The following is a 15,283-nucleotide window of genomic DNA, read 5'->3' on the forward strand; positions in this document are numbered from 1 at the left end:
TCCTAATTAATAAATGTATTCTTCTTTATTAGCCATCATTTCATTGTAATCATCTTTAGATCCTACGATAGTATTATCATATTCTCTCATACCAGTTCCCGCAGGAATTCTGTGTCCAACAATTACATTTTCTTTTAATCCTTCTAAATCATCTACTTTACCAGCTACAGCAGCTTCGTTAAGTACTTTTGTTGTTTCCTGGAACGAAGCAGCAGAGATGAATGACTTAGTTTGTAGCGAAGCTCTTGTAATACCTTGTAAAACTGGCGTTGCAGTTGCGGTAATTACATCTCTTGCTACAACAAGATTTTTATCATTTCGTTTCAACAATGAATTTTCATCACGTAAATCACGAGGTGTAATAATTTGACCTGGTTTCAATACAGCAGAATCTCCAGCGTCTTCAACTACTTTCATACCATATAATTTGTCGTTTTGAACGATAAAATCTTTAGTGTGAATTAATTGGTCTTCTAGGAATAATGTATCTCCTGGATCTTGAACTCTTACTTTACGCATCATTTGACGAATAACTACCTCAAAGTGCTTGTCATTAATTTTTACCCCTTGTAGACGGTATACCTCTTGAATTTCATTTACCAAATACTGTTGAACAGCAGCCGGACCTTGAATTCTTAAGATGTCATCTGGTGTAATTGCACCGTCAGACAATGGTACTCCCGCTCTTACGAAGTCATTTTCCTGAACTAAGATTTGGCTTGAAAGTTTAACTAAATACTTTTTAATCTCACCAAATTTAGATTCGATAACAATTTCACGGTTACCTCTTTTAATTTTTCCAAAAGAAACAACACCGTCAATTTCAGATACAACCGCTGGGTTTGAAGGGTTACGAGCCTCAAGCAACTCCGTAATTCTTGGTAAACCTCCCGTGATATCGCCTGCTTTAGAAGAACGACGTGGGATTTTTACTAATACTTTACCTGCTTTAATTTTCTCACCGTTCTCAACCATAAGGTGTGCTCCTACTGGTAAGTTATACGAACGAATCAATTCACCTTCTTTACCGTAAACCAATAAAGTTGGAATTAATTTTTTATTTCTTGCTTCAGAAATTACTTTTTCCTGGAATCCTGTTTGTTCATCGATTTCAACCATGAACGATTGTCCTTGCTCTAAATCCTCGTAAGCAATCTTACCAGTAAATTCAGAAACAATTACACCATTATATGGATCCCATTTACAGATCACAGATCCTTTAGTAACAGTTTCTCCATCTTTAACAAAGATACTAGAACCGTAAGGAATGTTGTGTGTATTTAAGACGATTCCAGTTTTCTCGTCAACTAATTTTAATTCAGTTGAACGTGATACTACGATATCAACCGCATTACCTTCGCTGTCCTCACCTTTAACAGTTTTTAAATCTTCAATCTCAAGTCTACCGTTGAATCTTGTAACAATACTAGATTCTTCAGAAATACCTCCGGCAACCCCTCCAACGTGGAACGTACGAAGTGTTAACTGTGTACCTGGCTCACCAATAGACTGAGCTGCAATAACTCCAACAGCTTCACCTCTTTGTGTCATTTTTCCGGTAGCTAAGTTTCTACCGTAACATTTAGCACAAATACCTTTTAAAGCTTCACAAGTTAATGGAGATCTAACCTCTACTCTTTCAATCGGAGAAGCTTCGATAGTTCTCATGATTGCCTCAGTAATTTGTTGACCTGATTGAACCATTACTTCATTAGTAAGTGGATTTATAACGTCTTGTAATGCAACACGTCCTAAAATTCTTTCTCCTAATGATTCAACGATTTCCTCATTTTTCTTCAAAGCAGAAACTTCAACACCTCTTAAAGTTCCACAATCTTCGATGTTAACAATAACATCTTGCGAAACGTCATGAAGTCTTCTTGTTAAGTATCCGGCATCGGCAGTTTTAAGAGCCGTATCCGCAAGTCCTTTACGAGCACCGTGAGTAGAAATAAAGTACTCAAGAATCGAAAGACCTTCCTTAAAGTTAGAAAGAATCGGGTTTTCAATAATCTCACCACCACCAGCAGTAGATTTTTTAGGCTTAGCCATCAAACCACGCATACCTGTTAACTGACGAATCTGTTCCTTAGAACCCCTCGCCCCAGAGTCAAGCATCATATATACAGAGTTGAAACCTTGTTGGTCTTCTCTAATATTTTTCATTGCTAATTCTGTCAACTGAGCATTTGCTGAAGTCCATACGTCAATAACTTGGTTGTAACGTTCGTTATTTGTAATAAGACCCATGTTATAATTCACAGAAATACCTTCAACTTGCTCTCTGGCATCTGCAATTAATTTAGTTTTTTGTTCTGGGATTCTAATATCACCAAGAGAGAAAGATAAACCTCCTCTAAATGCAAATTTATACCCCATATCTTTCATATTATCCAAGAAAGCTGCCGTTGTAGGTACATCAGTCACACTTAAAATGTGTCCGATAATATCTCTAAGGTTTTTCTTAGTCAATACATCATTGATATATCCAGCTGCTTCAGGTACTACTTCGTTAAATAATACACGTCCTGCAGTTGTTTGAATAATTTTGTACACTAATTCCCCAGCATCATTAAAATCTTTAGCTCTAATTTTCACACGAGCATTCAATTCTAATCTTCCTTCGTTTAATGCAATATTTACTTCTTCAGCAGAATAGAATGTTAAGTCTTGACCTAAAATTACATGTTCTGGTGTCGAGATACGTTCTTTGGTCATATAATATAGACCCAAGACCATATCCTGAGAAGGTACAGTAATTGGAGCACCGTTTGCAGGGTTTAAGATATTGTGAGAAGCCAACATTAATAATTGTGCCTCTAAAATAGCCTCTGGTCCTAATGGCAAGTGAACTGCCATCTGATCCCCATCAAAATCGGCGTTGAAAGCCGTACATACTAATGGGTGCAATTGGATCGCTTTTCCTTCAATTAATTTTGGCTGGAAAGCTTGAATACCAAGTCTGTGTAATGTAGGAGCACGGTTAAGTAATACTGGGTGACCTTTAATTACATTTTCAAGGATATCCCAAACTACAGGCTCTTTTTTGTCTATAATTTTCTTAGCAGATTTTACTGTTTTAACAATACCTCTTTCAATCAATTTACGGATAACGAAAGGTTTGTATAATTCAGATGCCATATCTTTTGGCAATCCACATTCGAATAATTTTAATTCGGGACCAACAACAATTACCGAACGAGCAGAATAATCCACACGTTTTCCAAGTAAGTTTTGACGGAAACGTCCTTGCTTACCTTTTAAGGAATCAGATAATGATTTTAATGGTCTGTTAGATTCTGTTTTAACTGCAGAAGCTTTACGAGTGTTATCAAACAATGAATCTACAGATTCCTGCAACATACGTTTTTCGTTTCTTAAGATAACTTCAGGAGCTTTAATCTCCATTAATCTTTTCAAACGATTGTTACGGATGATTACACGACGGTATAAGTCATTTAAATCTGAAGTTGCAAAACGACCTCCATCAAGTGGCACAAGCGGACGTAATTCTGGCGGAATAACAGGAACCACTTTCATAATCATCCACTCAGGACGATTTTCGCGGTTTAAGTTAGACTCACGGAAAGACTCAACAACTTGTAATCTTTTTAAAGCTTCAGTTTTACGTTGTTTAGATGTCTCATTGTTAGCGCTGTGTCTTAATTCATAAGATAAAGCATCTAAATCAATACGAGCTAATAAATCCATAATACATTCTGCTCCCATTTTGGCAACAAATTTATTAGGATCCATATCATCTAAATATTGGTTTTCTTGCGGAAGAGTATCTAAAATATTTAAATATTCTTCTTCAGTTAAGAAATCTAATCTTTGTAATGATTCTCCATCTGCATTTTTAGCAATACCAGCTTGAATTACCACGTATCTTTCGTAGTAAATGATCATGTCTAATTTCTTAGATGGAAGACCAAGGATATAACCAATTTTGTTAGGAAGAGAACGGAAATACCAGATGTGAGCAATTGGCACAACAAGGTTGATGTGTCCTACTCTGTCACGACGTACTTTTTTCTCAGTAACTTCAACACCACAACGGTCACAGATAATACCTTTGTAACGAATTCTTTTATATTTACCACAAGCACATTCAAAATCCTTAACAGGTCCGAAGATTCTTTCACAGAAAAGTCCGTCACGCTCTGGTTTATGAGTTCTGTAGTTGATTGTTTCTGGTTTCAACACCTCTCCTCTTGATTCTTTCAAGATAGATTCCGGTGAAGCCAATCCAATTGAGATTTTATTAAATCTTTTAACTGGATTTTTATCCTTATTATTATTTCTATTATTCATCATAGTTTTTACTATTGATTTATTTGCAATTAAAAAATTGATTTTAGATTTCTGATTTTTTTCCGCTTTAAGCGAAAATTACTCAGTAAACTACTACCTCGGGTTACTTCTCTAAACTTCAAACCTCATTATTATTTTGAAGTGCTAATTATAAAACGCTTAGGGTTTATATAAAAAATCGGAACGGGTTACGGGTATAAATCCTAAAAACCTTAATTTATTAAAACAGCTTTAGTCTCAGTTTTCAGAGTAAACTGAAAACTGAGACTGCAACTGAAAACTTTTTTTATTCTTCTAAACGAATGTCAAGTCCAAGACCTTTCAATTCATGCATTAATACATTGAATGATTCTGGTAATCCTGGTTCTGGCATAGACTCACCCTTAACGATAGCCTCGTAAGTTTTAGCTCTACCAATAACGTCATCCGATTTAACTGTCAAGATTTCACGAAGTGTACTTGATGCTCCATAAGCTTCAAGTGCCCAAACCTCCATCTCTCCAAAACGCTGACCTCCAAATTGAGCTTTACCTCCAAGTGGCTGTTGAGTGATCAACGAGTATGGTCCGATAGAACGTGCGTGCATCTTATCATCAACCATGTGTCCTAATTTAAGCATGTAAATTACACCCACAGTCGCTGCTTGATGGAAACGCTCTCCAGTACCACCATCATAAAGGTGTGTATGTCCGAAACGTGGTACTCCAGCTTCATCAGTTAATTCATTAATTTGATCTAAAGAAGCACCGTCAAAAATTGGAGTAGCAAATTTTCTACCCAAGTTCATACCAGCCCATCCAAGAACAGTTTCATAAATTTGACCAATGTTCATACGTGAAGGTACCCCAAGTGGATTCAATACGATATCTACCGGTGTTCCGTCTTCAAGGAAAGGCATATCTTCATGACGAACGATTCTAGCAACAATACCTTTGTTACCGTGACGTCCTGCCATTTTATCCCCTACTTTCAGTTTACGTTTTTTAGCGATATAAATTTTTGCTAATTTCAAGATTCCAGATGGTAATTCATCTCCAACTGTAATAGTGAATTTTTCTCTTCTTAAAGATCCTTGTAAGTCGTTCAGCTTAATTTTATAGTTATGAATCAAATCATTAACCATTTTATTAGTAGCGTCATCAGCAACCCATTGACCTTTGCTTAAGTGAGCAAAATCTTCTACTGCGTAAAGCATTTTTTGAGTATATTTTTTACCTTTTGGTAAAACTTCTTCACCCAAATCATTCATTACACCCTGAGATGTTTTTCCGTTAACGATCAGGAATAATTTTTCAACCAATCTGTCTTTTAACTCAACAAATTTAGTTTCAAACTCCATTTCTAAAGCGCCTAAAGCATCTTTATCCTGAGTACGTTTACGTTTATCTTTTACGGCTCTTGCAAATAATTTTTTGTCAAGAACTACACCGTGTAAAGATGGAGAAGCTTTTAATGAAGCATCTTTTACATCACCTGCTTTATCACCGAAGATTGCACGAAGCAATTTCTCCTCCGGAGTAGGATCTGATTCTCCTTTTGGTGTAATTTTTCCAATCAAAATGTCGCCAGGTTTAACCTCTGCTCCAATTCTGATCATACCGTTTTCATCTAAATCTTTAGTAGCTTCTTCAGAAACGTTAGGAATGTCGTTTGTTAACTCTTCATTTCCTAACTTAGTATCTCTAACCTCTAACGAATAATCATCAACGTGGATAGAAGTAAAAATATCATCACGAACTACTTTTTCAGAAATTACAATCGCATCCTCAAAGTTATACCCTTTCCATGGCATGAACGCAACTTTTAAGTTTCTACCTAAAGCTAATTCACCATTTTGAGTAGCATATCCTTCTGATAATACCTGTCCAGGAATAACTCTGTCACCTTTTCTTACGATTGGTTTCAAGTTGATACTTGTACCTTGATTGGTTTTTCTAAATTTAATTAAGTTGTATGTTTTCTCATCTGCATCAAAACTAACCATTCTTTCGTCTTCTGTACGATCGTATTTAATAGTAATGATATTAGCATCAACATATTCAACAGTTCCGTGCCCTTCAGCATTGATTAATACTCTTGAATCTGAAGCTACCTGACGCTCTAAACCTGTACCTACAATTGGTGCTTCAGGACGGATCAAAGGAACTGCCTGACGCATCATGTTCGATCCCATCAATGCACGGTTCGCATCATCATGTTCCAGGAAAGGAATCAATGAAGCCGAAATCGAAGCAATCTGGTTAGGAGCAACGTCTGTATAATGAACTACAGATGGTTCAACAACCGGGAAGTCACCTTCCTCACGAGCAATAACATTGCTAGCTGTAATTTTACCATTTTCATCCATTTCAATGTTTGCCTGAGCAATCATTTTTCCTTCTTCTTCTTCAGCACTTAAGTAAATTGGAGTACTTTCTAAATCAACTACACCATTAGTTACTTTACGGTATGGAGTTTCGATGAAACCCATTCCGTTAACTTTTGCATAAACACCAAGAGATGAAATTAAACCAATGTTTGGTCCCTCTGGAGTTTCAATCGGACATAAACGACCATAGTGCGTATAGTGAACGTCACGAACCTCGAAACCAGCTCTCTCTCTCGAAAGTCCACCAGGTCCAAGTGCAGATAATCTTCTTTTGTGTGTAATCTCAGCTAATGGATTCGTTTGATCCATAAATTGAGATAACTGGTTAGTACCAAAGAAAGAGTTGATAACTGATGATAATGTTTTAGCATTAATCAAATCAATTGGTGTAAACACCTCGTTATCTCTAACGTTCATTCTCTCACGAATAGTTCTCGCCATACGTGCTAAACCAACACCGAATTGTTGAGACAATTGTTCACCAACTGTTCTAACACGACGGTTTGATAAGTGATCAATATCATCAATCTCTGCTTTAGAGTTGATCAATTCAATCAAATATTTTACAATGGTAATGATATCTTCTTTGGTAAGCACTTGCTTTTCCATTGGGATATCTAAACCAAGTTTTTTGTTCATTCTGTAACGACCAACTTCACCTAAGTTATAACGTTGATCAGAGAAGAACAATTTATCGATAATACCACGAGCAGTTTCCTCATCAGGCGGTTCAGCGTTACGCAACTGACGGTAAATGTGCTCTACAGCTTCTTTTTCAGAGTTTGTTGGATCTTTTTGTAGCGTATTGTGAATAATAGCATAATCTGCTTGGTTATTATCCTCTTTGTGTAACAAAATAGATTTAACGTTAGAATCGATGATTTCTTCAACATTATCTTTGTCGATAATAGTATCTCTATCAAGGATGATTTCGTTACGTTCGATAGAAACTACCTCTCCGGTATCTTCATCCACGAAATCCTCGTGCCAAGTGTTCAATACACGCGCAGCAAGTCTTCTTCCAATATATTTCTTAATACCTGTTTTAGAAACTTTAATTTCTTCAGCTAAGTCGAAAATTTCAAGGATATCCTTGTCTCTTTCAAACCCAATTGCACGGAATAAAGTTGTAACCGGTAATTTTTTCTTTCTATCGATATAAGCATACATTACGCTGTTGATATCCGTAGAAAATTCTATCCAGGATCCTTTAAAAGGAATTACTCTGGCAGAATAAAGTTTTGTTCCATTTGCGTGGAATGACTGTCCAAAGAAAACCCCAGGAGAACGGTGTAATTGTGACACTACTACACGCTCGGCACCATTAATAACAAAGGTACCACTTGGAGTCATATAAGGTATTGTTCCAAGATAAACATCTTGTACAATTGTTTCAAAATCTTCGTGTTCTGGATCTGTACAATATAGTTTTAACCTTGCTTTTAAAGGCACACTATAAGTAAGACCTCTCTCTATACATTCTTGAATTGTATAACGTGGCGGATCAACAAAATAATCTAGGAATTCCAATACAAAGTTGTTTCTTGTATCTGTAATTGGAAAGTTTTCCATGAAGGTGTTGTATAACCCTTCGTTGCCTCTTTCGTCAGATTTAGTTTCTAATTGAAAGAAATCTTTAAAAGATTTAACCTGAACATCTAGGAAATCCGGATAGTCAGGGATATTTTTTGTAGAGGCAAAATTCAATCTTTCAGTCTGATTTGTTATCATCAATGGACAAAATTTTGATTAAAAAAAAGTAATTTTTTGTGTAAACACACACTGTTTAATCTATACTTTCTTATTATAATCAATACATCTTTAAAAATAAACTCGTAAAATTCAGTTCAATTTTTTTTCTTCGTATTGATCAAAAACTTTTTCGTATTTTAAACTATTTGATAATAAAACTTGATCTATTTTATTATACGAAAAATGGTTTAGGCCATTGAGCTTTAACTCAAGACCTAAACCTAGTTCTTAAAACCGAGTAAACTTATTTAAGTTCAACTACAGCTCCAGCTTCTTCTAATGATTTTTTAAGACCTTCAGCCTCTTCTTTAGAAACACCTTCTTTAACGTTACTTGGAGCACCGTCAACTACATCTTTAGCTTCTTTCAAACCTAAACCTGTAAGTTCTTTAACTAATTTTACAACTGCTAATTTAGAAGCACCAGCTTCTTTCAATACAACTGTAAATTCAGTTTGTGCTTCTTCAGCAGCACCTTCTCCACCACCAGCAGCAACTACTACAGCTGCAGCAGCAGGCTCGATACCATACTCGTCTTTTAATATTGTTGCTAATTCGTTAACTTCTTTAACTGTTAGGTTAACTAATTGTTCTGCGAATTGTTTCAAATCTGCCATTTTTTCTATCGTTTAAAATGATTTGTAAAATATAATTTATTTATTGTGCGCTTATCTAAGCTGCAAGGAAATTAAATTCCTTACAATAATTATTATGCTTCAGTTTCTTCTTCGCTACCTGCGAATTTGTTTTGTAAAGCAGAAATAATTCTTTGTGCTGGTGATTGCAATAATCCAATAAGTTCTCCAAGAAGTTCTTCTTTAGATTTAATAGTTGCTAATGCATCTAATTGATTATCTCCAATATAAATTTCATTATTAATGAAAGCACCTTTTAAAACTGGTTTATCAGATTTCTTACGGAAATCTTTAATAATTTTTCCAGGAGCGTTAGCTACATCAGAAATAAATATAGCACTGTTACCAGTCAATACTGAAGGTAAATCACCATAATCATTAGCAGAAGCTTCCATTGCTTTTGCAAGCAAAGTGTTCTTTACAACTTCTAATTTGATACCTGCTTTAAAACAAGCTCTACGTAAGTTTGAAGTTGTCTCTGCGTTTAATCCAGAAATATCAGATACATAAATGATATTTGTACCAGCTAACTGCGCAGTTAAATTTTCAATCGCGATTGATTTTTCTTCTCTAGTCATACTAAAAATTTTTAACTACCAATTATACTGCTTTTGGATCCAATGCAATTGCAGGACTCATAGTGCTTGTAAGGTGAATACCTTTAATGTAGGTACCTTTAGCAGCAGTTGGCTTAAGTTTTATTAATGTTTGAATAATTTCGTGTGCGTTGTCAACAATTTGCTCAGCTCCAAAAGAAACTTTACCAATTCCTGCATGAACGATACCAGTTTTATCAACTTTAAAGTCAATTTTACCAGCTTTAACCTCTGCAACAGCTTTTGCAACATCCATAGTTACAGTACCTGTTTTAGGGTTTGGCATTAAACCTCTAGGTCCTAAAATACGACCTAATGGACCTAATTTACCCATAACAGCTGGCATAGTGATGATAACATCAACATCTGTCCAACCATCTTTAATTTTTTGTAAATAATCATCAAGACCAACATAATCAGCCCCAGCTTCTTTAGCTTCCGCTTCTTTATCTGGAGTAACCAATGCTAATACTTTAACGTCTTTACCTGTTCCGTGAGGTAATGTAACCACACCTCTAACCATTTGATTCGCTTTTCTTGGATCTACACCCAAACGAACTGCGATATCAACAGACTCATCAAATTTTGCAGAAGCAACTACTTTTAATAATGCCGCAGCATCTTTAAGAGAATATAGTTTGTTCTTTTCAATTTTTGAAGCAGCCTCTTTTTGCTTTTTTGTTAATTTTGCCATGTCTTTTTCTTAATTAAAAAGGAGCTTCTCCTGATACAGTTATACCCATAGATCTAGCTGTTCCAGCAACCATACTCATTGCAGCCTCAATAGTGAATGCATTTAAGTCAGGCATTTTGTCATCAGCAATTGCTCTAATTTGTTCCCAAGTAACACTAGCTACTTTTTTACGATTAGGCTCACCAGAACCAGATTTTAGCTTTGCAGCTTCCATTAACTGAACCGCTGCTGGAGGAGTCTTAACAACAAAATCGAATGATTTGTCTTTATACACAGTGATTTGCACTGGGCATATTTTGCCAGGTTTATCTTGAGTTCTAGCATTAAATTGCTTACAAAACTCCATGATGTTTACCCCAGCAGCTCCTAAAGCAGGTCCAACCGGTGGCGACGGATTCGCAGCACCTCCCTTAACTTGTAGTTTAACTACCTTACTAATTTCTTTAGCCATTTTTAAAAAATTTAACACTGCAATCAATGGAAGCGATTACAATGGTTATTATATATGTAACAAAAAATTATACTTTTTCAACTTGCATAAAACTTAATTCTAATGGTGTTTTTCTTCCGAAAATCTTAACCATAACTTCAAGTTTACGCTTTTCTTCATTGATTTTTTCAACTGTTCCGTTAAATCCGTTAAATGGACCATCGATCACTTTAACAGTTTCTCCTAAGTTGAAAGGAATAGCACGAGTATCTGTATTAACAGCTAACTCATCCACTTTACCTAACATTCTATTTACTTCAGAAAGCCTCAAAGGAACAGGTTCTCCACCTTTGATCTCACCTAAAAATCCAATTACACTAGTAATAGACTTAATAATATGAGGTATCTCACCAACTAAATTGGCTTCGATCATAACATATCCAGGAAAATAAACTTTATCCTTAGACATTTTCTTTCCTTCTTTTACAGTAACTACTTTTTCTGTAGGCACTAAAACTTGGGAAACATAATCACCCATACCTAATCTGGCAATTTCGGTTTCGATATAAGCTTTGACTTTATTTTCTTGTCCGCTTACAGCTCTTACCACATACCATTTTTTCACATTATTATCTGCCATCACAAAAAAAATTATCCTTTTAACCAGTTAAAAAATCCAGCCAAAGCTTTTGCAAAAAATTCATCTACTCCCCATGTTGCCAAAGCGAATAGAACTGAAAATACAGCTACAACAATTGTCAATTTTTGAACCTCAGCCCAAGCAGGCCAAGTAACATTTGACTTTAACTCTTCGAAAGCCTCTGATAAATAATTAGTAACTTTTGTCATTTGATATATTTTATATTGCACGGGCGGAGGGATTCGAACCCCCATCAACGGTTTTGGAGACCGCTATTCTACCCTTGAACTACGCCCGTAATTAAAAGCCAGTGATTTCATTAAGAAAACAACTGGCTTTTTATAGTTTTTATAGGATTATCCTACGATTTCAGTAACCTGACCAGCTCCTACTGTTCTACCACCTTCACGGATAGCGAAACGTAAACCTACGCTCATTGCGATTGGGCTTAATAAAGAAACATTGATAGTTAAGTTATCTCCTGGCATTACCATCTCTACTCCTTCTGGTAAAGTAATAACTCCTGTTACGTCAGTTGTACGTACGTAGAACTGTGGACGGTAGTTATTATGGAATGGAGTATGACGTCCACCTTCTTCTTTTTTCAAGATATAAACCTCAGCTTTGAAAGTAGCGTGTGGTTTTACTGATCCTGGCTTAATGATAACCATTCCTCTTTTGATAGATTCTTTATCAATACCTCTTAACAATAAACCTACGTTATCTCCAGCTTCACCTCTATCAAGGATTTTACGGAACATCTCAACTCCTGTAATAGTAGAAGTTAATTTATCAGCTCCCATACCAATGATTTCAACTGGATCTCCTGTATTAGCAATACCTGTTTCGATACGACCTGTAGCAACAGTTCCACGACCAGTAATTGTAAATACATCTTCAACCGGCATCAAGAATGGTTTTGCTACGTCACGCACTGGCTCTTCGATCCAAGCATCAACAGCTTCCATTAATTCAATGATTTTTGGTACCCAAGCAGGATCATTATTCAATCCTCCTAAAGCAGAACCTTGAACTACAGGACCATTATCTCCATCATATTCGTAGAAAGATAATAAATCTCTAATTTCCATTTCAACAAGCTCTAACAATTCAGCATCATCAACCATATCCACTTTGTTCATGAAAACAACGATTCTTGGAATACCAACCTGACGACCTAAAAGGATGTGCTCACGAGTTTGTGGCATTGGACCATCTGTAGCAGCAACTACTAAGATAGCTCCGTCCATTTGAGCAGCACCAGTAACCATGTTCTTTACGTAATCCGCGTGACCTGGACAGTCAACGTGAGCGTAGTGACGGTTAGCTGTTTCATACTCTACGTGTGATGTATTAATAGTAATACCTCTTTCTTTCTCCTCTGGAGCGTTATCGATTTGATCAAACGATTTTGCTTGACAGTAACCAGCATCAGACAATACTTTTGTAATTGCTGCAGTTAATGTAGTTTTTCCGTGATCCACGTGTCCAATTGTACCTATGTTTAAGTGCGGTTTGGAACGATTAAAATTCTCCTTTGCCATTTTACTTAATTTTTAATCTTAGTTATATATTAATTTCAATTTCCTACTTACTTGAGCCAACTACGGGAATTGAACCCGTGACCTCTTCCTTACCAAGGAAGCACTCTACCCCTGAGCTAAGTCGGCAGAGAGTTCTGATTTTAGATTTTTGAATTTAAATTTCAGATTTTATAAATCCAAAACCTACAATCCAAAATCTTAACTTCTTTTTTTTTGTGGGGAGAGCAGGATTCGAACCTGCGAAGTTCACACAGCAGATTTACAGTCTGCCCTCGTTGGCCGCTTGAGTATCTCCCCTTTTTTTTATCAATAATTGCATGAACAATTTCAAATCGCATTTGAAATATTTAGAGCCGGCGGAGGGACTCGAACCCACGACCTGCTGATTACAAATCAGCTGCTCTAGCCAACTGAGCTACGCTGGCAATATCAATAAAAAAGTCCGCTATTTCTAACGGACTGCAAATGTAGCTATTTTATCTTTGTATCAAAACATTTTTCGAAAAAAATTTTCAATTATATGTGTGCTCTTATTTTTTCTTTCCTTTTTACCAGCAAACGTTCTAAAGATTCTGCTGAAAGCTCTACTGCTTCTTCGAATGTTTTGCATTGCTTTTTAACCAAAAATTCGTCTCCGGGAACATTAATCCTAATCTCTACCGCCTTATTCTCCTTATCACTTGTTCTTTCTACTTTTAAAAAAACGTCGGCCGAGACAACTCGATCGTAATATTTTTCTAATTTATCCATTCTCTCCTGAATAAAATCAACCAACTTTCTGTCAACAGTAAAGTTAACGGCATGAACATCTACCTTCATAATACTAATTTTAGGGTTAAACATTAAGAATTACTATTTATTTCTCGGATGCGCATTTGTATATACCTTCTTAAGTTCTGCTAAACTATTATGAGTATAAACTTGCGTAGACGCTAAACTCGAATGTCCTAATAATTCTTTAACTGAATTTAAATCTGCTCCATTATTTAAAAGATGAGTTGCAAAAGTATGCCGAAGCACATGCGGACTTTTTTTCACCTTCTCAGAGACTTTACTAAAGTAAGAATTTATTAATCGATACACAAAAGATTCGCTCAATTTTAACCCTTTTTTTGAAATAAAAAAATATTCATCATCAATGATATCCTCAACCAAAACTCTCTCACTTAAATACAACTTAATCTGATCAACAATAACAGGTAAAAGCGGAATAATACGCTCTTTATTTCTTTTCCCTAAAACCTTAATAACATCAGAAGACAAATCTACATTACGCAACATCAAACTTATCAACTCCGCCCTTCTCATTCCGGTTGTATAAAACATCTCAACAATAAGCTTATCCCTTATTTCTTCAAATCCTATCGGATTATCTACTTCCTGAATTAAATCTGTAAGCTCTTTTTCTGAAAAAGGAATCTGGACAATTTTAGGAGTTTTCAATGCTTTATGTTTAAGCATCGGATTTACATCTATTTGCTTTGTCTTTAAAAGAAACTTATAAAAAGACTTCAAAGAAGCCATTTTTCTATTAACAGAAACATTAGAAATATCCTGATCAACCAAAGAAACAATCCAACTCCTGATTTGACTATAATTTACCTGATCAATATTATCCTGTTCAAAATGAGTTTTATTAAAATCTTCAAAAAACATCACATCGTTCAAATAAGCATTAACAGTATGCGGAGAATATTTTTTTTCGAATTGAAGATAATCACGAAACGCTTCTTTATTTGATTTCATAAGAATAAACTCTTTTTACTTTACACAAAAACCCAATATTACATCTAATATAATATCTTCAAAATCTTATTTACCTCAAAATTAAGCATAAAAAAAACCGTTAGCATCAAAATTTGATAACTAACGGTAATTATTTTTGAAAAGCCTAATACTAACTTTCTAAACTATCTCTCAAGTTTTGGATGTAAGCAGCTTTTTGAATTTGAGCTCTTTTGATAACAGAAGGCTTAATAAAAGCAGTACGTGCTCTTAGTTGACGAACAGTTCCTGTTTTATCAAATTTTCTTTTATAGCGCTTTAATGCTCTATCGATATTTTCTCCGTCTTTAATTGGTATAATTAACATAATATAGACACCTCCTCTCGTTAAGGTTGCAAAAGTAAACATTAATTATGAATTATGAGTTATAAATTCTAAATTATTTTAAAAGAAAATAGAATATAGAAAAAAGAGAATAGAGCAGCCTGAAAATCAGCCATTATAAAAAGAACAATAGGAATTTCTTTATTCTTTATTCTTTATTCTTTATTCTTTATTCTTTATTCTTTATTCTTTATTCTTTAT

Annotated in this window: 12 protein-coding genes and 4 tRNA genes; all 16 read right to left on the reverse strand. The window is 35.2% G+C overall.

Annotated features, from left to right (window positions below):
• Window positions 1–6 precede the first annotated feature (6 nt).
• Window positions 7–4,317 (reverse strand): DNA-directed RNA polymerase subunit beta', encoded by a 4,311-nt coding sequence (gene rpoC / locus SD960_RS21540; RefSeq protein ID WP_318805926.1) that lies wholly within the window; start codon window positions 4,315–4,317, stop codon window positions 7–9.
• 283 nt (window positions 4,318–4,600) lie between these two features.
• Window positions 4,601–8,413, reverse strand: a complete 3,813-nt coding sequence (rpoB, locus tag SD960_RS21545; RefSeq protein WP_115843049.1) for a DNA-directed RNA polymerase subunit beta — start codon at window positions 8,411–8,413, stop codon at window positions 4,601–4,603.
• 265 nt (window positions 8,414–8,678) lie between these two features.
• A complete protein-coding gene (rplL, locus tag SD960_RS21550; protein ID WP_007807437.1) occupies window positions 8,679–9,050 on the reverse strand; it encodes a 50S ribosomal protein L7/L12 in 372 nt (123 codons plus the stop codon).
• Window positions 9,051–9,142: 92 nt separating this feature from the next.
• Complete coding sequence (gene rplJ / locus SD960_RS21555; protein ID WP_318805927.1) at window positions 9,143–9,646, reverse strand: 50S ribosomal protein L10; 504 nt, start codon at window positions 9,644–9,646, stop codon at window positions 9,143–9,145.
• A gap of 22 nt (window positions 9,647–9,668) precedes the next feature.
• The gene (gene rplA / locus SD960_RS21560) at window positions 9,669–10,358 is read right to left on the reverse strand and encodes a 50S ribosomal protein L1 (protein WP_017496725.1); all 690 of its coding nucleotides are present in this window, start codon (window positions 10,356–10,358) and stop codon (window positions 9,669–9,671) included.
• A gap of 13 nt (window positions 10,359–10,371) precedes the next feature.
• On the reverse strand, window positions 10,372–10,809 hold the full coding sequence (rplK, locus tag SD960_RS21565) for a 50S ribosomal protein L11 (protein WP_029273445.1): 438 nt from the start codon (window positions 10,807–10,809) through the stop codon (window positions 10,372–10,374).
• Window positions 10,810–10,876: 67 nt separating this feature from the next.
• Window positions 10,877–11,428, reverse strand: coding sequence for a transcription termination/antitermination protein NusG (gene nusG, locus SD960_RS21570; protein WP_029273444.1), 552 nt, complete (start codon window positions 11,426–11,428; stop codon window positions 10,877–10,879).
• Window positions 11,429–11,439: 11 nt separating this feature from the next.
• Window positions 11,440–11,637: a preprotein translocase subunit SecE gene (secE, locus tag SD960_RS21575; protein ID WP_041517377.1), complete on the reverse strand. Its 198-nt coding sequence runs from the start codon at window positions 11,635–11,637 to the stop codon at window positions 11,440–11,442.
• A gap of 18 nt (window positions 11,638–11,655) precedes the next feature.
• Window positions 11,656–11,726: transfer RNA gene (locus SD960_RS21580), tRNA-Trp, on the reverse strand.
• Between the two features lie 58 nt (window positions 11,727–11,784).
• Window positions 11,785–12,972: an elongation factor Tu gene (gene tuf / locus SD960_RS21585; RefSeq protein ID WP_007807448.1), complete on the reverse strand. Its 1,188-nt coding sequence runs from the start codon at window positions 12,970–12,972 to the stop codon at window positions 11,785–11,787.
• A 54-nt stretch (window positions 12,973–13,026) separates the two neighbouring features.
• Window positions 13,027–13,098 (reverse strand) — tRNA-Thr (locus tag SD960_RS21590).
• Window positions 13,099–13,188: 90 nt separating this feature from the next.
• A tRNA-Tyr gene (locus SD960_RS21595) sits at window positions 13,189–13,269 on the reverse strand.
• A gap of 54 nt (window positions 13,270–13,323) precedes the next feature.
• Window positions 13,324–13,397 (reverse strand) — tRNA-Thr (locus SD960_RS21600).
• A gap of 91 nt (window positions 13,398–13,488) precedes the next feature.
• Window positions 13,489–13,791 carry a ribosome hibernation-promoting factor, HPF/YfiA family gene (gene hpf / locus SD960_RS21605; RefSeq protein ID WP_318805928.1) on the reverse strand — a complete coding sequence of 101 codons (303 nt, stop codon included), beginning with the start codon at window positions 13,789–13,791 and terminating at the stop codon, window positions 13,489–13,491.
• Between the two features lie 33 nt (window positions 13,792–13,824).
• Window positions 13,825–14,718 (reverse strand): tyrosine-type recombinase/integrase, encoded by an 894-nt coding sequence (locus tag SD960_RS21610; RefSeq protein ID WP_318805929.1) that lies wholly within the window; start codon window positions 14,716–14,718, stop codon window positions 13,825–13,827.
• Window positions 14,719–14,869: 151 nt separating this feature from the next.
• Window positions 14,870–15,064: a 30S ribosomal protein S21 gene (rpsU, locus tag SD960_RS21615; RefSeq protein ID WP_035684969.1), complete on the reverse strand. Its 195-nt coding sequence runs from the start codon at window positions 15,062–15,064 to the stop codon at window positions 14,870–14,872.
• Window positions 15,065–15,283: the final 219 nt, after the last annotated feature.

Origin of the sequence: Flavobacterium sp. MMLR14_040 (genome assembly GCF_033657265.1) — a bacterium.
In the GTDB taxonomy this organism is placed as follows: domain Bacteria; phylum Bacteroidota; class Bacteroidia; order Flavobacteriales; family Flavobacteriaceae; genus Flavobacterium.